The 18916-nt window shown below is 64.4% G+C and carries 18 protein-coding genes; 5 read left to right on the top strand and 13 right to left on the bottom strand.

The features are described from left to right. Positions 1-38: 38 nt before the first annotated feature. On the bottom strand, positions 39-1361 hold the full coding sequence (locus tag RIE31_03070; GenBank protein MEQ8639584.1) for an MFS transporter: 1323 nt from the start codon (positions 1359-1361) through the stop codon (positions 39-41). A gap of 173 nt (positions 1362-1534) precedes the next feature. Between RIE31_03070 and RIE31_03065 the strand changes: the two genes are divergently transcribed. From RIE31_03065 to RIE31_03055, 3 genes are read left to right on the top strand one after another with little or no spacing between them, the layout of a single operon-like run. Continuing rightward, positions 1535-2422 (top strand): formate dehydrogenase accessory sulfurtransferase FdhD, encoded by an 888-nt coding sequence (locus RIE31_03065; GenBank protein ID MEQ8639583.1) that lies wholly within the window; start codon positions 1535-1537, stop codon positions 2420-2422. Further along, entirely contained in the window at positions 2419-3111 is a 693-nt protein-coding gene (gene mobA, locus RIE31_03060; GenBank protein MEQ8639582.1) for a molybdenum cofactor guanylyltransferase MobA, read from the top strand. Before RIE31_03065 ends, mobA begins: the two co-directional genes overlap by 4 nt. 58 nt (positions 3112-3169) lie before the next feature. Next, the gene (locus RIE31_03055) at positions 3170-3844 is read left to right on the top strand and encodes a histidine phosphotransferase family protein (GenBank protein ID MEQ8639581.1); all 675 of its coding nucleotides are present in this window, start codon (positions 3170-3172) and stop codon (positions 3842-3844) included. A gap of 89 nt (positions 3845-3933) precedes the next feature. On the opposite strand, the gene RIE31_03050 is transcribed toward RIE31_03055, so the two are convergent. Further along, on the bottom strand, positions 3934-4629 hold the full coding sequence (locus RIE31_03050; GenBank protein ID MEQ8639580.1) for a response regulator transcription factor: 696 nt from the start codon (positions 4627-4629) through the stop codon (positions 3934-3936). Positions 4630-4920: 291 nt separating this feature from the next. On the opposite strand from RIE31_03050, the gene fliI reads away from it, so the two are divergent. After that, positions 4921-6291 (top strand): flagellar protein export ATPase FliI, encoded by a 1371-nt coding sequence (gene fliI / locus RIE31_03045; GenBank protein ID MEQ8639579.1) that lies wholly within the window; start codon positions 4921-4923, stop codon positions 6289-6291. Positions 6292-6317: 26 nt separating this feature from the next. After that, on the top strand, positions 6318-6752 hold the full coding sequence (locus RIE31_03040; GenBank protein ID MEQ8639578.1) for a hypothetical protein: 435 nt from the start codon (positions 6318-6320) through the stop codon (positions 6750-6752). Here the strand turns inward: RIE31_03040 and RIE31_03035 are convergent. The 11 genes from RIE31_03035 to RIE31_02985 all read right to left on the bottom strand — a co-directional run bounded on the left by RIE31_03035 (position 6749) and on the right by RIE31_02985 (position 18875). Beyond that, positions 6749-8254, bottom strand: coding sequence for a hypothetical protein (locus RIE31_03035; protein ID MEQ8639577.1), 1506 nt, complete (start codon positions 8252-8254; stop codon positions 6749-6751). The two genes, RIE31_03040 and RIE31_03035, sit on opposite strands and share 4 nt — an antisense overlap. After that, positions 8251-9060 carry a P-loop NTPase gene (locus RIE31_03030; GenBank protein MEQ8639576.1) on the bottom strand — a complete coding sequence of 270 codons (810 nt, stop codon included), beginning with the start codon at positions 9058-9060 and terminating at the stop codon, positions 8251-8253. The genes RIE31_03035 and RIE31_03030 overlap by 4 nt, the downstream gene beginning before the upstream one ends. Continuing rightward, positions 9057-10091, bottom strand: a complete 1035-nt coding sequence (locus tag RIE31_03025) for a hypothetical protein (GenBank protein MEQ8639575.1) — start codon at positions 10089-10091, stop codon at positions 9057-9059. Before RIE31_03025 ends, RIE31_03030 begins: the two co-directional genes overlap by 4 nt. Positions 10092-10098: 7 nt before the next feature. Then, positions 10099-12225: a flagellar biosynthesis protein FlhA gene (flhA, locus tag RIE31_03020; protein ID MEQ8639574.1), complete on the bottom strand. Its 2127-nt coding sequence runs from the start codon at positions 12223-12225 to the stop codon at positions 10099-10101. Between the two features lie 82 nt (positions 12226-12307). Further along, on the bottom strand, positions 12308-13702 hold the full coding sequence (locus tag RIE31_03015) for a sigma-54 dependent transcriptional regulator (protein ID MEQ8639573.1): 1395 nt from the start codon (positions 13700-13702) through the stop codon (positions 12308-12310). 58 nt (positions 13703-13760) lie between these two features. Further along, on the bottom strand, positions 13761-14600 hold the full coding sequence (locus RIE31_03010; protein MEQ8639572.1) for a MotA/TolQ/ExbB proton channel family protein: 840 nt from the start codon (positions 14598-14600) through the stop codon (positions 13761-13763). 36 nt (positions 14601-14636) lie between these two features. Then, positions 14637-15038: a flagellar motor switch protein FliN gene (fliN, locus tag RIE31_03005; GenBank protein MEQ8639571.1), complete on the bottom strand. Its 402-nt coding sequence runs from the start codon at positions 15036-15038 to the stop codon at positions 14637-14639. Beyond that, positions 15031-15714 carry a FliH/SctL family protein gene (locus RIE31_03000; protein MEQ8639570.1) on the bottom strand — a complete coding sequence of 228 codons (684 nt, stop codon included), beginning with the start codon at positions 15712-15714 and terminating at the stop codon, positions 15031-15033. Before RIE31_03000 ends, fliN begins: the two co-directional genes overlap by 8 nt. Before the next feature lie 3 nt (positions 15715-15717). Beyond that, positions 15718-16734 carry a flagellar motor switch protein FliG gene (fliG, locus tag RIE31_02995; GenBank protein MEQ8639569.1) on the bottom strand — a complete coding sequence of 339 codons (1017 nt, stop codon included), beginning with the start codon at positions 16732-16734 and terminating at the stop codon, positions 15718-15720. A gap of 6 nt (positions 16735-16740) precedes the next feature. Continuing rightward, a complete protein-coding gene (fliF, locus tag RIE31_02990) occupies positions 16741-18384 on the bottom strand; it encodes a flagellar basal-body MS-ring/collar protein FliF (protein MEQ8639568.1) in 1644 nt (547 codons plus the stop codon). 179 nt (positions 18385-18563) lie between these two features. After that, positions 18564-18875 carry a DUF1153 domain-containing protein gene (locus RIE31_02985; GenBank protein ID MEQ8639567.1) on the bottom strand — a complete coding sequence of 104 codons (312 nt, stop codon included), beginning with the start codon at positions 18873-18875 and terminating at the stop codon, positions 18564-18566. Between the last annotated feature and the right edge of the window lie 41 nt (positions 18876-18916).

Below are 18916 nucleotides of genomic sequence, written 5' to 3'. Positions count from 1 at the left end.
GGCGGATACCAGCCTGCGGCTCCGGAGCAAAGAAAAGGTTAACGGCGAATCGTATGCGACGTGGTCGTTGGTGTCGGCGCGGCGGCGGCGGTCTGGCTTGTGGCCGGGCTCAACTCCCGACTGCGCCACAGCACCGGCCAGACGATCAAGCACAGGGCCAGCGCGGCCAGCCCCTCAATGGCGATAATGGACAGTGCCGTCCTGGCGCTGAACATCTCCGCCATAAAGCCCAGATGCAACAGGCCCAGTGGCGATGCACCGATGCTCATGCTGAGGACGCCCATCACCCGTGATCTGAGTTCCGGCGGCGTCGCGGTCAGGATGATGGTGCTTTGCATGGCGCCAAATCCGGAGATGCCGAATCCGGCAAAAACCAGAACCGCCAGAGCGGCGGTGTAGCCGTCAACAAATGAAAAAATCAGAACGCCAGCCAGGAACAGGGCGGAGCCGCCCACATAGATGCGGGTGTAGTCGCGACCGGGCGCGATGAAGGCCACCAGCAACGAGGCCAGAAACGCGCCCAAGGCATCGGCCGCGGCCAGCACACCGATGGCTGTTGGCGTCAGATTCAGGTCCTCCGCGCCGACCACCGGGATAAGCGAACCATAGGAAAACGCCCAGAAGTTCACCAGCATTGTCACCGCCAGGGTCGCTTTGATCACCTGATTGCCCAGGGCAAAGCGCAGGCCTTCAGCGATCTGCCGCCCGATCTGCCGCCCGGTGGCGATGACGCCTCTGGTTGCCAGGACGGCCGCGCGCGGTGGCGGCGGCAAGCTGATGGGCAGGACGAGAAAGACGCCTCCCGCATAGGCCACCGCTGCGATGGCATAGGCGCCTTGCAGACCGATCCGCTCGACCACCACGCCGCCCAGGATCGGGCCGATCATGCGGGTCAGATTGTTCGTCGCCGAATCCAGGCTGAGGGCAGCACTCATGCGCTCCGGGCCAGCCGCGGTGCCCAGCATGGTGCGGCGCACCGGCATCTCAGTAGCGCCGAACATGCCGTTGACCAGCGCGCCGACGCCAATGTGCCACAAGGCAAGATGGCCGCTGAAGGCGATGGCCGCCAGGCAGGCGGCGGTCAGCGACAGGACGACCAGACCGCCGGCCAGCAGCGTCTTGCGATCCACACGGTCGGCCAGGGCGCCAACGAAGGTGCCGAGAAAAAGCATCGGCGCCATGCGGATCGTCATCATCAGCGTGACCTGGAAGGCCGACTGGGTAAGCTGATAGACGGTGACTCCGATGGCCAGGATTTCCAGCCAGCGTGTGGTCCAGGTGAGCCAGCCGGTCATCCACAGGCGGCGGAAGTTTCCGTCACTGATCACACTGATCATGCGGGCGGGGCGGAGAGAGGCCATCGGGGCGGGTTTCTCGTGTCGGTCGCGGGTCCGGTCCCTGGCCGACCCTGGCGGAAAACGGCGCGATGGCAGGGTGGCCGGGACGATAGGACCCATTGTCCGGTCGGTGCGCCACGGTGTCAGGATCATGCTGCGCTTGCCAGCCCCGGCTGCCAAGTCCATATGGTGACGCGATGAAGAGCTATCTTGTCCAGCCCGACCCGGCCGATCCACGATTGACGGAACGTTTGACCGGACATGACCAGAGTGGCGCGGAGGTCGAGACGTCGGTCACCGTTGAACGGCCGCTGACTCTCTACCTCAACAGCCGTGAAGTCGTGACGATGATGACTATCGGCGACTATCCGGAATATCTCGCCGTCGGCTACCTGCTTAACCAGAATATGCTGCCGTCGGACAATCCGATCACGGCTGTCGAGCATGTCCCGGACATCGACGCTGTCGTTGTCCGGACCGAGCGGGAAACGGATTTCGAGGCAAAGCTCAGCCGCCGCACCCAGACCTCGGGTTGCGCCCAGGGGACGGTCTTCGGCGATATGATGGAGGCCTTTGACTCCATATCCCTGTCCGACAGCGCAACCCTTCGCACCTCATGGCTCTACGCCCTGTCGAAGGCCATAACCGCCACCCCCAGCCTCTATCTGGAGGCCGGGGCGATCCACGGCTGCGTGCTGTGCCGCGAGGATCGGCCGCTGATCTATATGGAGGATGTGGGGCGCCACAATGCGGTGGATAAGATCGCCGGCTATATGGCGCTCAACGCCATTTCGCCGGAAGACAAGATCTTCTACACCACCGGGCGCCTGACCAGTGAGATGGTCATCAAGGCCGTGCAAATGCGGATTCCCATCGTCCTGTCGCGCTCGGGCTTCACTGCCTGGGGCGTATCGTTGGCCAGACAGGCCGGACTGACTCTGATAGGCCGGGTCCGCGGCAAGCGGTTCCTTGTCCTGTCCGGCAAGCACCGGCTGATTTACGATCAGGATCCCGATACCGTCGCGGAGGAACCGCGCCGCAGCCGGCGCAAGGCGGCGGACCAGGTCACGGACCCCGCCCTATGACCGGGGGCGACCCTGGCCGTGGCGAAGCGGGTCCCGGCCCGGCGGGCGATGGTGTCGTGGGGGTTCTGCTCGCCGGCGGGCTGGCGCGGCGCATGGGCGGCGGCGACAAATGCCTGCGTCCGGTGGCCGGCAGAACATTGCTGGCCCGCGCCCGTGACCGTCTGGCGCCGCAGGTGCGGGCCCTCGTTCTCAATGCCAATGGCGATCCGTCGCGCTTTGCCGCCTTTGCCTTGCCGGTGGTGGCTGATGCTCAGGCTGGCAACCCCGGTCCTCTGGCCGGTGTTCTGGCCGGCATGGACTGGGCGCGTCGGTGCGCTCCCGCGTGCCCGTTCATCGTCACGGCGCCCACGGATAGCCCGTTTCTACCGAGGGATCTGGTATCCCGGCTTGTGGCGGCGCGCCACGACGCCGGCGCTGATATGGCCTGTGCCGCGTCTGCCGGCCGCGACCATCCGGTGATTGGCTTATGGCCTGTATCCTTGGCTGATGATTTGCGTACAGCCATGGACGTGGACGGCCTGCGCAAGGTTGGCGCCTGGACCGGCCGTTTCCGCCTGGCCCGTGCAGAGTTCGCTACGGTGCCGGTCGACCCGTTCTTCAATGCCAACGCGCCTGATGATCTGGCGCGGGCGGAAGCGCTGCTGTTGGCCGCCGCTACAGACGGCGAGGGCCGGTCCGTAGCGCATTGATCCGAGCAGGCGCGCCGGCCACTATAGCGCTGGACAGGGGACGTTCAGGGGAATTCACATGACCATGTCTTTGGCGCCGGCAGATAACCGCGCCGAGTCACTGTGCGCTGCGGCAGTCGAGGCTCTGTGCGCCAGGCTGTGTCACGATCTGGCCAGTCCGGTGGGGGCGGTGGCCAATGGTGTCGAATTGCTGCAGGACGTTGGCGGCGGCGATGGCGAGATCATCCAGTTGCTGGCCCACGCGGCAGGCGAGGCATCACGGCGCCTGGCCTATTTCCGGCTGGCTTTCGGCATAGGCGGGGATCGTGACAGCCAGCGCACGGCGGTGGATCTGCGCGACGTGGCGGCGGCGTGGCTCGAATCCGGGCGTCTGACATTTGCCTGGCCGGATGCTGAACAGGTGGCGGATTTTGATCGTGTGACGGCCAAGCTGATCCTCAATATGATCGGCGTCGCGGCGGCCGTCATGCCGTTCGGTGGCACCCTGGAAGTCCATGCCGCCGGGGGGCCGGCAGCTGAGTTCAGCCTGGCCATGGGGGCCGAACGACTGGTCGCCGATGGCCCAGTGATGTTGGTCGCCACCGGTGCGGCCACCGGCGAGGCGACGCCGGAGACTGTTCAGGCGCATCTGGCGGCGGTTCTGGCGGCCCGTCTTGGCGGCCGTCTTGCCCTGCGCAGCGGTAGCGGCGGCCTACACCACCTGGTATTTCAGTCAGAGGCGCCCGGCACATAGTGAATACGGCGGACCTCTGGTCCGCCGCCGGCCCATAAGAAAAACGGCGGACTTCTGGTCCGCCGTTTACCGTTGGTTGTCGGGAAAGCTCAGGCCGCCTGCTCGGTCTTTGCCGGCGGGTCGCGCAGCACATAGCCGCGGCCCCATACGGTCTCGATATAGTTGTCGCCGCAGGCCCCGGTCAGCTTCTTGCGCAGCTTGCATACGAACACATCGATGATCTTGAGCTCAGGTTCGTCCATGCCGCCATAGAGGTGGTTAAGGAACATCTCCTTGGTCAGGGTCGTGCCCTTGCGCAGGCTCAGCAGCTCCAGAATGCCGTATTCCTTGCCGGTCAGGTGGATGGACTGGCCGTTTGCCTCGACGGTCTTGGCATCGAGATTGACGGTCAGCTTGCCGGTGCGGATGACGGCGTCTGAGTGGCCGCGTGTGCGCCGGATGACGGCGTTGATTCGTGCCACCAGTTCGGTGCGGTCGAAAGGTTTGGTCAGATAGTCGTCGGCGCCGATGCCCAGACCCTTGACCTTGCTCTCGGTCTCGCCAAGGCCCGAAAGAATGAGGATCGGCGTGGCCACCCGCGCCGCGCGCAGGCGTCGCAGAACTTCATAGCCGTCGATGTCGGGCAACATCAGGTCAAGGACGATGATGTCATAGTCATATAGCTTGCCGATCTCCAGGCCGTCTTCACCCAGGTCGGTCGTATCGCAGACAAAGCCCTCGGCCTTGAGCATGGCCTCAATGGTCTTTGCCGTCGATGAATCGTCCTCGACTAGTAATACCCGCATGGCTGTCTGCTTCCCCTGATCCGGACCCGCCTTAAGGCGTCGCTAACTGAACCTGTTAATCATTCTGTCGCGGCAGGGTTAATAGCCGATTAACAGAAGGCTGACGAGACCGCCGGTCATGAAAACCGGCCGCCACCGGCCAAAGGCGGTGCCTGGCTCGCTTTTCCTTGGTTTACTGAACCTTAAGTCGGCGCCGGTCAGATTGGCCGGGCAGGCCGATTTCGCGGGTCATGCCAGGGCAATCGGGGGAGGCAATTGGACCCATCGGCGGTAATTGAGGCAATCCGGTCCTTGCCGGATTATCAGGTCTATGGCCGCGTAACGGCGGTCCTCGGCATGCTGGTTGAGGTCGGCGGCGTAGAGCGCCGCCTGTCTGTCGGCGACCGCTGCAATCTTGTGGCGCGGGATGGCCGGCGGGTGCCCTGCGAGGTCATTGGATTTCGCCAGGCCCGGGCGCTTCTCATGCCGTTCAGTCCGCTCGAGGGAATCGGTCTCGGTTGCATGGCGGAGGTGGCGGCCGGCCGGCCGGCTCTGCACCCGGACCGTTCGTGGCTGGGCCGCGCCATCAACGCTCTCGGCGAGCCGATCGACGGTAAGGGGCCGGTTGTCGCCGGACGCACGGCTTACCCTTTCCGGGCGCCGCCGCCGCCGGCCCACCAACGCCAGCGCCTAGGCGGCAAGGTCGATCTCGGGGTGCGGGCAATCAACACATTCCTCACCTGTTGTCGTGGCCAGCGCATGGGAATTTTCTCCGGCTCCGGCGTGGGCAAATCAATGCTGCTGTCCATGCTGGCGCGATTCACCCATGCCGACGTCATTGTCATTGGCCTGATCGGCGAACGCGGGCGCGAGGTGCAGGAGTTCATCGAGGATGATCTGGGGCCCGACGGGCTGGCCCGCAGCGTTCTGGTTGTAGCCACGTCCGACGAATCGCCTCTTATGCGGCGGCAGGCGGCCCATGCCACACTGGCGGTGGCCGAGTATTTCCGCGACCAGGGGCTCGAGGTGCTGTGCCTGATGGACAGCGTGACCCGCTTTGCCATGGCATTGCGGGATATCGGACTTTCGGCCGGCGAGCCCCCTACGTCGAAGGGCTATACTCCATCGGTTTTTGCCGAACTGCCCAAATTGCTGGAGCGGGCCGGCCCCGGCCGTGCCGGCCAGGGCAATATCACCGGACTGTTCAGTGTTCTGGTGGAAGGCGACGATCACAATGAACCCATAGCCGATGCGGTGCGCGGCATTCTCGATGGGCACATCGTCCTCGAACGCGATATCGCCGAGCGTGGCCGCTATCCAGCCATCAATATCCTGCGCAGCATCAGCCGCACCATGCCGGACTGCAATACGCCGGACGAAACGGATCTGGTCAGTCGGGCGCGTGGCGTCCTGGCCCGCTATGAGGACATGGCGGAGTTGATTCGCATCGGCGCTTACCGCCAGGGCAGCGATCGGGATGTCGATCAGTCCATTCGTCTCTACCCGCGGATCGAGGCGTTTCTCGGGCAGTTGCCCGATGAACAGGCCGTGTTGGCGGACGGCTATGACGACCTTCGCCGGATGTTGCAGGAAGATGGCGATGGCCAGGCGGCCGATGGTGATGGCGCGGCGCCGGGCGCGGCGAAGAGCGCTGAGCCTGGTCGCGCCCGCACCGCCGCCTGACCGGCCGGCGGCAGCTCGCCCTGACCATGGCAAAAGGCCTGAATACAATTCTCAAGCTCCGGCGGTGGACGCTGGATGAACGCAAGAAAGACCTGTTGGCGGCCGAGGCGCGTCTGTCAGAGGCGCGCCGTTCCCGGCAACGCCTGGACGTATCCATAGCGGCGGAGTTTGATCTGGCCCGTCAGGACGGGTTTGGCGGTGCCGCACTTGGGCCGTGGCTTGACCGGATGCGGCAGCGGCGGCAGGACCTGGATACGGCTGTGCGTCAAGCCATACAGGACGTTGCGACGGTTCGTGATGGTGTCGCTGTGGCCTTCGCCGATGTTAAGAAAATCGAGCTGACGCTGGAGCATCGCGCGTCAGCCGAGAAAACAGCGCGCGACCGGGCGGAGCAGATCACCATTGACGACATCGCCATTGACCGGCACCGGCGCGCCCACTCCCGGCGCTCGTCCGCCTAGACGGTCAGCCCGGATAGAACCGGCGGTGAATCCTTGGCCGCCGACGGAAAACCACTGCCCGCATTGAATCGAAGAACGCCACTGAACCGGGCTTCCTCCATGGCACTCGCATATATGGCGCGCAGGTCCGTGCGTATCGCCTCGCTGAGCGGGGTGGCCGTCCGCACCATCAGGTCCAGGTGACGTTTGTGCACCAGCCCGTCCAGTTGCAACTGACCCAGGGCGCTAAGGGTGACCTCTACCAGAAACCGCTGTGAGCCATCTTCAACCCTTTTGCCTTTGCCGCGACGGTGGAGTGACAGCCGGGCCGGGTGAAAAGCGCCGTCATAGAAAACGGGCAAAAGAAAAGTCCGCCAGTCTCCCTCGCTGCGTGGGCCGGCAAGTCGCGCCAATTGCCCGAAATCGTCATCCAGACGACTGATCAGATCGCCGCGGCCCAGTTCACCCAGTGCCTCGCTGGCGCGTCCACCGAACCATCGGCTGAAGTCACCCTGCACCAACGCGCTGATGAGAGCCAGAATCTGCGGTGTGAAGCGTGGACCTGGTTGGGGCAGAACCGTGGAAAGAAGGTGTGCGCTTGCGCCACTGTCCGCTGCGGTCAGGATGGAAAGAGTGTCGCGCATGGCCGGCCAGCCGGCCGCCAGCGTGTGCCAGGCCGATGCCGCCAGGCTTCCCGGATGGGCCAGGCTCTGCAACGGCGCGTGTGTCCCTGCCGCGGCGGCGCCGGCGACAGCCGGTCCTGTCGCCACGGACTGGCCCGGCAACAACTGGAGCAGAACACGCTGGCCATTGGTCAGGGGGTGGTTGCCGGACAGGATGATGACGCCGGCCGCGGTCCGCACCTGCGCGCTGTTTGAATCCCGCCCGATGACCTCACCACTCAGTGTTGCCACATCGCCCTGCAGAAGACTCTGCGGCATCTGTGCGCGGGTGAGGCCTGATCCGGCGTCAGCGACCGCAAGCAATCGCAGGCGCAATGCATTCGTACTGTCCAATGTCGTTGGGTTGGTTGAGGTGCCGGCTACCGGGGCCGCGACAGATGCGCCGGGGCCGCCGGTATTGGCCAGCAGGTGCCCGCTCAGGACTGGTGATCCTGGGCCAACGCTTGGTGGTGTTTGCGTGACGGAGGCCGGTGTCGGCGGAGTCGTGCCGCCGCTTGTCGCTGCCAGCGGTGGCGTGGCCAGGCGCGACTGGCTGAGGGCCTGCTGATTGACCGACAACAGCACCAGGTGCGTCTGGGCGCCGACGATCTGCACCTGCAACCGTACGGTGGCGCCCTCCGGCAGGTTCAGGCTGGTGTTGATGGTCAACTGGCCCTGGCTGGTGCGAATCAGCGTATGGCCCTGGTTGTCCCGGCCCATGACTGTGCCGCTCAGTACTTCGCCAACCGATCCCGGCAGGCTGTTGCCGCCGGCGAACGATACAAACGTGACGCGCATGCCACCGGTCTGCCCGGTGGTGCCGCCCAGCCGGGCCGGCAGGGGGCCGTGGACATCGCTCATGACGACGAGGCCCGCTCGTCCGGCGCCAGCAGGCGACGGCTGATGGATTCCACATCACTGGCCGCATCGCATGTAGGCGACCGCGTGAACAAGCCCACCTGATGGCGGATCGCTTGTGACACGTGCGGGTCCGCCCGGATAATTCCGGCCAGCGGTGGCTTGAGCGAAAGGAACTCCTCACAGGCTTTGCGCAACGTCATATAGGTTCGTTCGCCGGCCGCTTGGGAGCTTGCCATATTGATGACGATTCTCAGATTTGCCCGCGGCTGGCGTCGGGCGATCACCTTGATCAGGGAATAGGCATCGGTCAGCGCCGTCGGCTCTTCCGTCGTGACAATCAGACAAGTGTCGGCTTCGGCGATAAGACGCCGCACGCCAGGATCAATGCCTGCCGCCAGATCAAGAATCATGTGGTCGTATCGACCGGCCAGTTCGGTAATGTCGGCCAGAAGGTCATCAAAGCGAGCGGCCGGCGTGGCCGCCATGTTGACGCCACCGGATCGTCCCGCGATCACGTCAAATCCGCCGGCCCCATAGGGCGTCACCGCGTCGCTCAGGGGGATCTGGCCGGCCACCACCTGTGAGAGATCATGCGCCGGCAATAGGCTGAGCTGCACGTCCACATTGGCCAGGCCGAGATCGCCGTCCAGCAACAGGACCTTCTTGCCCTGGCGTGCCAGTGTGTGCGCCAGCGAAACAGAGAACCAGGTTTTGCCGACGCCGCCCTTGCCTGAGGCGACCGCAAGAAGCCGTCCGGCGCCGGCCAGGCGGCCGGGGCTGGCGGACAGGGCCGGCGCCGGGGTCATGACGGCCCGCCCATGACTCTGGCCAGAAGGCGCGCCACATGCCCTGCCGAGGCCGGCCCGGGCGCGCGTCGCGGATCGCCGCTATCACCGGTGGCCGACAGGCGAAGCCCGCCGCCTGTCGCCGCCATGACAAGAGCGCCGAGCCGGCCCGCTCCGTCACAGTGGGACACCAACAGGCGCCGGGCGCCCAGATCGGCGAAGGCGCGTCCCAGTTCGTCGCCCGTATGGGGATCGCCATTGGCGGCGATGACCGGGATTATCTCGCCTCTTACGCCATGCCGGCGCAATTGCTGCCAATCATCCCGCTGCCGTGGATCCATGGCCGGCAGGTCGATAACGCAGGTCGTATCCCGCGCGATTGCGCTGGCCGGATCGTCGCCATGGCCATCGCTCAGTGGCACACCGCACGCCGCTGCCAGGCGGTGGGCCGGGTTCTGCGTGTGGTGTGCACCGCTATCGATCAGCACAACCGGCTGGCCCGTCCGGTGCAGGGCGATGGCCATACGAGCCGCATAGACGCTGCGACCGGCGCCGGCTGCGCCGGCAATCATCAGTCGGGCGCCCGGCCGCTGATCAAGACCATCAGCGCAATCAAGGATGGGGGTCAGGGTGGCGACCAGAACGCCGATGGCCTTGCCATCACTTCCCGAGTCGCGGTGGGCGATCCAGTCCTCTATCAGGCCTTCCGACAGACCGTGGTAGAGCAGACACAAGCGGGCAGTGTCCACCGCGTTCAGGCCGTCGCTGCCAGAGCGCTCTGCGATGAAAGCGGGCCACGATGTTGCCACGGCGGGTCTGGCGACCGGACGGACCCGCCGTGGAACCGCCAGCGCCGTGCCAGTGGTCGCGCCCATGGCCGGGGCAGGGCCGGCCTCGTCGGACGCGATCCCGCCGGCGGCGGCTCTCAGAATGACGCCGCTGCCGTCGGTAAGCCGGTCTGAATGCAGCATGATCGCGTCGGAGCCAAGTGCCGCATGGGCCCTGGCCATGGCGTCGGCGATGGTGCGGCCGGTGAAGGAGCGGAGCTGCATGGCCGGCCTATATCTGCCCCAGAGTCTTGATCCGCGCCCGGGCGTGGATCTCGTTCTGGCTGATGACCGGTGTGGTCGAGCGGAATCGCGCGACGATGGAGCGTACGAACGGACGGATGCCGGGGCTGGTCAGCAGCGCCGGCAGTTCACCGAGCATGGCGTGGCGGTCGAAGGTCTGCCGCATGGCGGAGATGAAGTCCTGCAACAGGCTTGGCGCCATGGCCAGTTGGCGCTCGTCGCCCTGGCCAACGATGGACTCGGCGAACGCCTGTTCCCACTCCGGTGACAAGGTGATCAGGGGTACGATTCCATCTTCGTTGGCGGCGGCGTCACTGATCTGCCGCGCCAGGCGGGACCGCACATGCTCCGTTATCTGTGTGATGTTGCGGGTCTGTCCGGCGGCTTCGGAAATGCCTTCCAGGATCGTCGCCAGGTCGCGTATGGAGATGCGCTCTTCCAGCAGGTTCTGCAGAACGCGCTGAACGCTACCCACGTTGATCTGGCCGGGAATGACGTCGGCCACAAGCTTCTGGTGGTCGGGGCCCAGCTCGTCCAGCAGCTTCTGTGTCTCCGCGTGACTCAGGAGCTCGGCCATGTTGGCCTTGATGGTCTCCGTCAGGTGAGTTGTCACCACCGTCGTCGCGTCGACGACCGTATAGCCCCGGAACATGGCTTCTTCGCGAATGGCCGGGTCGATCCACATGGCCGGCAGGCCGAATGTCGGCTCTGTGGTTGTGTCGCCCTCCAGGGCGATGGCTTCGCCGCGCGGGTCCATCACCAGCAGGTGACCAGGCTGCAGATCGCCCCGTCCGGCCTCAATCTCCTTGACGTGAACCACATAGGCGTTGGCCGCCAGTTGCATATTGTCCTGAATGCGGACGGCCGGCAGGACAAAACCCATATCGCCCGCAAGCTGTCGGCGCAACGCCTTGATCTGGTCGGTCAGGCGGTCGCCCTGTTCGTTGCTGATAAGGGACAGCAGGCCATAGCCGAGCTCCAGGCGGATGTCGTCGATATGCAGGGCGGTGGCGATGGGTTCCTCTGTGGCGGGCACGGCGGCGGCGGTCTGACGGGATTCTTCTTCCGCCGCCGCCACCTTGTCGCGGCGGCGCTGCCACGTCAGATAGGCCAGCCCGCCGGTAACGCCGGCGAAGCCGACGAACGGCAGGAAGGGAATCCCCGGCAGGATGGCCAGCGCAATCATCAGGCCGCTGCTCATGGCCATGGCGGCGGGATAGCCGCCCAGTTGGCCGAACACCGCCTTGTCGGCAGACCCCACAACGCCGGCCTTGCTGACCAGCATGCCGGCCGCGGTGGACACGATCAGCGCCGGAATCTGTGAGACCAGACCATCGCCCACGGTCAGAAGCGTATAGGACGAGGCCGCCTCGCCCATGGTCAGGCCGTTCTGCACGACGCCGATGATGATGCCGCCGATGACGTTGATGAAGGTGATCAGCAGGCCGGCGATGGCGTCGCCGCGAACGAACTTGGCTGCGCCGTCCATGGCGCCGAAGAACGTGCTTTCATCCTCCAGATCGCGGCGGCGCTGGCGGGCTTCATTTTCATCAATCAGCCCGGCTGAAAGATCGGCGTCGATGGCCATCTGCTTGCCGGGCATGGCGTCCAGGCTGAAGCGTGCCGCCACTTCGGCAATGCGCCCAGAGCCCTTGGTAATGACGACGAAGTTGACCAGGACAAGAATGGCGAAGACCACAACGCCGATGACGAAATTGCCACCCATGACGAAATTGCCGAAGGCCTCGATCACCTTGCCGGCGGCATCGGTGCCGGTATGGCCTCCCGACAGAATCAGCCGGGTCGACGCCAGGTTGAGCGACAGTCTGAGTATCGTGGTGATCAGCAGCACCGTGGGGAAGGCGCTGAAGTCCAGCGGCCGGCTGATGAACAGGGCGGTCATCAGCACCAGCACCGAAATGGTGAAGGACATGGCCAGCGCCATGTCCAGCATCCACGTGGGCATCGGCAGAATCAGGACAACAAGGATGGCTACCAGACCGAGGGCCAGGAAAACGTCACCGCGGCGCGCCAGACCGTCGCTGAGCGCACTCAGCGACGGGTTCAGGCTGCCGGTGGCTGGCGCGCTGGTGGTGCCACGGGTCGCGGCCGGCATGCCGGGTGGCTGGCCGGTGGTGCCGGGCGTTGGCGCGGGGCCTGTGACGGCGTCTGTCATGGTGGGCTGCGGACCCGGTGGCCTAGGCCATCAGACGATCGGAATCGCCGGGCGCCGGCACACGGACACCATCGGCGCTATAGGCCTTCAGCTTGTTGCGTAGCGTGCGGATTGAAATGCCAAGGATAGTGGCCGCGTGGGTGCGGTTTCCCAGACAGTGGCTCAGCGTCTCGATGATCAGGTCGCGCTCCACGGCGGCGACCGTGCGGCCGACCAGCCCGGCAACCTCGCCATCGTCGCTTGCCTCACTGCCGGCGGCCTCTTCTGCGCCGTCGCTGTGGGCGCCGACCGTGCCGTCGTCGCGGCCTGGTTCCAGCAACATGCTGGAAAGCTGCACGGCAGCCGGGTCAATTGTGTCGCCCTCAGCCAGAAGGACGGCGCGATGCATGGTGTTCTCCAGCTCGCGGACGTTGCCGCGCCAGCTATGGTGCATAAGCTTGTCCAGTGCTGCCGGGTCAAGCGGCCGGTTGGCCACGCCATTGGCCCGTGAATAGCGTTCCAGAAAATGCTCGGCCAGTAGTGGAATGTCCTTCGCTCGCTGGCGCAGGGGCGGCAGGGTGATATTCACCACGCTCAGGCGATAGTACAGGTCCTCACGGAAAGAGCCGTCGCGCACCGCCTGTTCCAGGTCGCGGTTGGATGTGGCGATCAGCCGGATGTCCACTTTGACCGGCTGGGTGCCGCCAAGGCGGTCGATTTCCTTCTCCTGGATGGCGCGAAGCAGCTTGGCCTGCAGACGGCTGTCCATCTCGCTGATTTCATCCAGCAGCAGGGTTCCGCCGCTGGCCTCCTCAAACTTGCCGATGCGTCGCGCCACGGCGCCGGTGAAGGCGCCGCGCTCATGACCGAACAGCTCTGATTCCAGAAGGTTATCGGGAATTGCCGCGCAGTTGACGGAAACGAAGACCTTCTTGGCGCGCTTGCTGTGGCTGTGAATGTGGCGGGCCATGACCTCCTTGCCGGTGCCGCTTTCGCCGGTCAGGAGCACGGTCGCATCACTGGGTGCCACCTGGGCGGCCAGCCGCAGGACGCTGGCCATGGCCGGATCGCGCGACAGAACGGAGTCGGATTCCTCCGCCACTGCCTCAAGAACGGCGGAAATCAGCTCGGCGTCGGGCGGTAGCGGGATGAACTCCTTGGCGCCGGCGCGAATGGCGCGAACCGCGGTGTCTGCGTCCGTGCCGATACCGCAGGCGACAACCGGTACGGCGATGCGTTCACGTTGCAGGCTTTCGACCAGCGTCTGGATGTCCAGAGTCACATCCACCATGATCAGCTCGCCGCCCTGACCGGAGCGAACCGCGTCCAGCGCCGCTTCAACGTCTGTGACGTGCGAGACTTTTGCACCGCGCGCAAGGGCGATCTTGCCGGCCGCGCCGATGTGGCCGCTCAGTGACCCGACGATCAGCAGTTTCATGAGAAGTCTCCGGTGCGGGTCAGGGGCGTGCGTGGCAAAGTAGTCAGACAGGCGGGTCTCATTGTGAATCCTCGATGCGGATTTCCGGCGGCAGAAGCGTATTGAGCGTCATTTGCAGTCTTCGCGGGTTTTCCTGACGGCCAATGGACGCGACGCCCTGCAGAAAGATGGTGTCAACCATCGCTTCGGCATTGGTGTTGCGCTCCAGCTTGCCGGCCAGCGGCAGGAACACCACATTGGCCAGGATCGCGCCATAGAATGTAGTCAGCAGGGCGACGGCCATGGCCGGTCCGATGGTGGACGGGTCATCCAGTCCGCCCAGCATCTGAACCAGACCGACCAGCGTGCCGATCAGGCCCATGGCCGGCGAAATGTCACCAGCGCGGCGCAGGACCATGGCGCTCTTCCCATGACGTGTGTTGCGCGCAGCGATTTCCCGCTGCATCACCCGCTCCACCTGGTCACCTGGCATACCGTCAACCAGAAGAATGAGCGCCCGATACAGAAACGGGCGGTTGGCCACCTGATTGAGAACGGTTTGCATGCCGAGGATCCCGCGTCTGCGGGCGAGCCGGGCGAGCTGGACCATCGTCGCCGCTGCCAGGCCGGGGTTGTGGTCGTTGGTGACTAGGGTGCGAAAGACCACCCGCCAGGTGCCAAACAGTTCGCCCAGGCTGAAATTGGTCATGGTGACCGCGAATGTGCCGCCCAGAACAATCAGCACGGACTTGACGTCAAAGAAGGCGACAGGATCGCCGCCAAGGGCGATGGCCGTAACAATCAGTCCAATGGCGCCGCCGACACCAAGAATTGTCGCGATGTCCGGGCGACCGACGGCCGCGCCGCCGTCGGCGCTGGGGCGCATGGCCGTGTGGCTGTCTCTGACACGGTCGGTCATCACAAATCCGTTCGTTTGTCTGCCGTTGGCCGGCGTCTAGTGACGGTCTGACTTGATGATCTCGGTCATGGTCACGCCAAGGCGATCATCCACCACCACGATTTCCCCGCGGGCGACCAGACGATTGTTGACATAAATGTCGATGGCTTCGCCGACCTTGCGATCCAGCTCCACCACCGCGCCGCGCCCCAGCTTGAGAAGTTGCGACACCTGCATGGTTGATCGGCCAAGCACGGCTGAAAGCTGCACCGGGATGTCAAAAACTGCCTCCAGCTCGCTGGCCCCATGGGTCGGCATGTCGTCCGTCCTACCGCCGCCCTTTGCCGGCTCACTCGCCGCCGTTTCAGGCGGGCTGGCCGGCGGGGCGGAACCGTCTGGCGCGTCACCATCATCTGCTGTCGCATCCAGTTCGTTCAGTTTGAGATCTTCGTCACTCATGGTTTTCTCCTGGGCCTGACCCGTCCTTTGGTGTGTTCTCGTTCTGGTGCGCGACGTCATCGCTGTCGCCGGCCGGCTCCAGACAGGCGGCGATGGCGGCCATCAGGCTGCGCCGGTCTCGTTTGGCGCCGCCGTCCGCCCACTCGACCCGACAGTCGTCCGCGGCGAATCCGTCCTCGGCGATGACGACGATTTTGCCGCTGAAGCCGGTGGTTGCCGCCAACTCATCGCTGCGATCCTTGATGGCATCCAGCAGGGCAGGGTGGACCCGCACCACAATGCGGGGCTCCTCGATAAGCTGCTCCATACAGGTCTGCACCAGATGGCTGACCTGGGATTCTGCGGTTTGCTCGGCCAGGGCCGGCAGGGCCTTCATGGTGACTGTCCGGGCAATCGTCATGGCTTCCTGGATGCGTAGACTGCGTTCGGCTGCCACCATGTCGCTGAGTGACGCCATGCTTTCACCGAGGCGCGCCGTGACCGCGGCCAGCCTGGATTCAATGCTTGCCTGTGCTTCTGCCACACCCAGTGCCCGGCCTTCGGCCAGGCTCTTCTGGCGGGCCTCTTCAAGCTCGGCCTCGGTGAAACGCACGACCTCCCGTTGTGCCGCGCGTTCACTGGCCGGGTCGTCAAACGACAGGTCAAACATGAAGGGCTTGGCGCTGGCGCTGTGCATGGCCTAGTACACCAGCTCATCTTCGCCGCCGGTGTCGGCGATAGTGATCTCGCCGCGCTCGGCAAGGTCTTTTGCAATCTGCACGATATAGGCCTGCGCCTCGTCCACATCGCGCAACCGAACCGGCCCCATGGCCTCCATATCCTCCTTCATGATACGGCTGGCCCGCTCGCTCATGTTAGAGAAGAACAGCGTCTTGAGGTCTTCCGATGCGCCCTTCAGGCCAATGGCCAGTCGTTCCTTCTCGGCATGGCGGATAACGGTCTGTACGCCTGACGTATCGAGCTTCGACAGATCCTGGAATGTAAACATGAGGCTCTTGATCTTCTCCGCGGCGTCCTTGCTGCGCTCTTCTAGAGCGTCCATGAACCGCTCTTCGGTGCTGCGGTCAAAGGCGTTGAAAATGTCAGCCATCATTTCATGGGCATCACGCCGGTTGGAGCGCGCCAGATTGCTCATAAACTCTGTTCGCAGGGTCCGCTCCACGTCGTCCAGGATCTCTTTCTGAACCGCTTCCATGCGCAGCATGCGCATGACCACTTCCATGGCGAAGCTTTCCGGCAGGACGCCCAGAACCTTGGCGGCGTGATCGGGGCGAATCTTCGACAGGACCACAGAGACCGTCTGCGGATACTCACTCTTCAGATAGGTCGCCAGAACCTCTTCGTTAACGTTGTTCAGCTTGTCCCACATGGTGCGGCCCGCCGGGCCGCGTATTTCCTCCATGATGCTCTCGACCTGTCCTTCGTCGAGAATGCGGGTCAGCAGTCGCTCCGTGGATTCATAGCTGCCGGTAAGGGACCCGGTAGATGACATCTGCTCGGTGAAGTCGATGATCAACCGCTCGACGATGTCCGAACTGACATTGCCGAGATTGGCCATGGTCTGGGACAGGTCGCGGATCTCTTCCTCGTCCATCAGAGGCAGCACTTTGGACGCCACCTCCTCGCCGACCGTCAGCACGAGGATGGCTGCCCGTTCCTGGCCCGACAGGCCGCGATAGTCATCACGAACGCGCATCGTCGGCTAACCCTGGCTTTCCTGGTACATCCAGTTACGCATAACCGACACGGTTTCCTCCGGATGGCGGTCGACAATGGTCGCCATCTTCTTGATGGATGAGGCGCGGACCCGGCCTTCGACCTGGCTAAGGTCGATAAGCGATTCCTCCTCTGTCGGTGCGGCGCTCTCCGGCGGCGCAAGCGCTGCCTGCTCGCGGGTCTGGTTTTCCAGCATGGCCGCGCGCTCTTCCGGTGTTTTCGGCTTGGGCAGGGCTTCAAGTGTGCGCGTAATCAGCGGGCGCAACACCAACAGGATGACCAGAACACCGACGATGGCCAGCACAAGAATCTCGGCGATGCGGAAATAATCCTCCTTGCCAAGACCGAAGAACAGCGGCGGCAGGGGGACCGTCGTGTCTTCCGTCACTTGCGCAAAGGGCAGGTTGATGACCTCAACCGTATCGCCCCGGCTTTCATCAAAACCGATCGCGGTCTTCACCAGAGCTTCAATCTGTTGCAGCTCCTGCTCACTGCGCGGCGTATAGGTTGATGTGCCATCTTCAGCGATGGTCGAAACGCCGTTGATCAACAGGGCGACCGACAGTCGACGGACCTGACCGCTTTGCCGTTCTTCCGTCGTGACGATGCGCGATATCTCGTAGTTGACGGTCTCCTCGATGCGCGAGGACTGGCTGGCGCTGCTGGCCGTGGCGTCCGTCTGCTCGTTGCCGCCAGGCAGATTGCTGAGAACCGTGACCGCTTCCTGGCCTTCATTGTCGGAGGAGTTGGCTTGCTCCTCCACGGTTTGGGTCGACCGCACCACCTGGCTGTCAGGATCGTAGGTCTCGGCATTGCGGGTGATACGGTCGAAATCCATCTCGGCGGAGACGCGCGCCTGGGCGTTGCCCAGCCCGACGGTCCGGTCGATCAGGGCTTCAAGATCACGGGCCATGCGCTGCTCGAAGCCGGCCCGCATTTCCTGTGCCGTCACGCCGCCAAAGGCGGTTGTCGCGCCATCCTGTCCGGCCCGCGCCAGCAGGTTTCCGTTGGTGTCGATCACCGACACGTCGTCCGGCGACAGGCTCGGCACGGCTGCCGCGACAAGATATTGAATCGCCTGAATCTGGTTGCCGCCAAATCGGCCGCCGCCGCCAAGGTCCAGTACGACGGAGGCGGTAGGTGCCTCGCTGTCACGGCTGAACAATTGCCGTTGCGGCATGACCAGGTGAACGCGAACGCCCTTGACGCGGTCAATGGTGCGGATGGTGCGTGCCAGCTCCCCCTCCAGCGCTCGCACCAGGTTGATGTTCTGAACGAAGTTGGTGGCCGTCAGGCCGTCGCTGCCGTCAAAGACCTCATAGCCGACGGACCCGCCGGTCAGCAGGCCTTCGCCGGCCAGGGTGACACGCAGGTTGAGCGCCTGGTCGCCGGGTACGAAGACCTGGGTGCCGCCGGCGCGCAGTTCATAGGGGACATTCATCTGCTCCAGCCGGGTGACGATGGACGATGAGTCCGACGCCTCAAGATCGCCGAACAACAGACTCATGTCGGGCGTCGTCAGGCGCGATGTCAGAAAGAAAAAGAACCCGACCAGCGCGGCGACCACCAGACCCATGGTGATCAGCCGGATGGGGCCGAGACTGCGAAGCAAGTCAAATGGAGAATTCACTCCGTCCACCCCCTGGCTTCATGCAACCGATTGCGCGAAGTCGTGCCAAATTGTCGAAGCCGGGCGGGCACGGCCGCCCGTCAGGGGCAAACTAGGCGGGTGAGGGTGAATAGAGTGTTAAACGGCGGCAAGTATTGCCGGGGCGTGTGGGAACTTTCTGCCGGGTATACAGACAATGGTTAGCGGAGGTGGCGTCCGGCACCACTGTCGGTTGTTCCGGCGCGGTAGTCCTGCACTCTGGTCGCGCGCAGCCCGCGAACGCCATGTCGCTCAATCAGCGCTTGCCACGTCCGGAATTCTTCGATGCTTAGTGTATAGCGGGCGCACGCGTCTTCCAGGCTGATGACGCCATTGCGAACGCCGGCGACCACTTGCGCCTTGCGTCGGATCACCCACCGCTTAGTGTCCGGCGGCGGCAGGTCACTGAATGCCTGGGTCCGCGCGACGCTGTCGCGATCGTATCCGGAACTGTTGTGTCTGGCTTCGTGCATGGCCTTCGCTTGAGACATGGTCGATGACACGCGAGGGCCTA

The organism is Alphaproteobacteria bacterium (assembly GCA_040218575.1).
Taxonomy (GTDB): domain Bacteria; phylum Pseudomonadota; class Alphaproteobacteria; order JAVJRE01; family JAVJRE01; genus JAVJRE01.
This window is presented reverse-complemented; position numbering and strand designations above follow the sequence as displayed.

Excerpts from the sequence above, each read along its gene's own strand:
- RIE31_03065 (MEQ8639583.1), top strand. The coding sequence starts at position 1,535 with ATGAAGAGCTATCTTGTCCAGCCCGACCCGGCCGATCCACGATTGACG.
- RIE31_03000 (MEQ8639570.1), bottom strand. The coding sequence starts at position 15,714 with ATGCACAGCGCCAGCGCCAAGCCCTTCATGTTTGACCTGTCGTTTGAC.
- RIE31_03030 (MEQ8639576.1), bottom strand. The coding sequence starts at position 9,060 with ATGACCCCGGCGCCGGCCCTGTCCGCCAGCCCCGGCCGCCTGGCCGGC.
- fliG (MEQ8639569.1), bottom strand. The coding sequence starts at position 16,734 with ATGCGCGTTCGTGATGACTATCGCGGCCTGTCGGGCCAGGAACGGGCA.
- flhA (MEQ8639574.1), bottom strand. The coding sequence starts at position 12,225 with ATGCCGGCCGCGACCCGTGGCACCACCAGCGCGCCAGCCACCGGCAGC.
- RIE31_03010 (MEQ8639572.1), bottom strand. The coding sequence starts at position 14,600 with ATGACCGACCGTGTCAGAGACAGCCACACGGCCATGCGCCCCAGCGCC.
- RIE31_03070 (MEQ8639584.1), bottom strand. The coding sequence starts at position 1,361 with ATGGCCTCTCTCCGCCCCGCCCGCATGATCAGTGTGATCAGTGACGGA.
- RIE31_03040 (MEQ8639578.1), top strand. The coding sequence starts at position 6,318 with ATGGCAAAAGGCCTGAATACAATTCTCAAGCTCCGGCGGTGGACGCTG.
- RIE31_03015 (MEQ8639573.1), bottom strand. The coding sequence starts at position 13,702 with ATGAAACTGCTGATCGTCGGGTCACTGAGCGGCCACATCGGCGCGGCC.
- RIE31_03055 (MEQ8639581.1), top strand. The coding sequence starts at position 3,170 with ATGACCATGTCTTTGGCGCCGGCAGATAACCGCGCCGAGTCACTGTGC.
- fliN (MEQ8639571.1), bottom strand. The coding sequence starts at position 15,038 with ATGAGTGACGAAGATCTCAAACTGAACGAACTGGATGCGACAGCAGAT.
- RIE31_02985 (MEQ8639567.1), bottom strand. The coding sequence starts at position 18,875 with ATGCACGAAGCCAGACACAACAGTTCCGGATACGATCGCGACAGCGTC.
- mobA (MEQ8639582.1), top strand. The coding sequence starts at position 2,419 with ATGACCGGGGGCGACCCTGGCCGTGGCGAAGCGGGTCCCGGCCCGGCG.
- RIE31_03035 (MEQ8639577.1), bottom strand. The coding sequence starts at position 8,254 with ATGAGCGATGTCCACGGCCCCCTGCCGGCCCGGCTGGGCGGCACCACC.
- RIE31_03025 (MEQ8639575.1), bottom strand. The coding sequence starts at position 10,091 with ATGCAGCTCCGCTCCTTCACCGGCCGCACCATCGCCGACGCCATGGCC.
- RIE31_03050 (MEQ8639580.1), bottom strand. The coding sequence starts at position 4,629 with ATGCGGGTATTACTAGTCGAGGACGATTCATCGACGGCAAAGACCATT.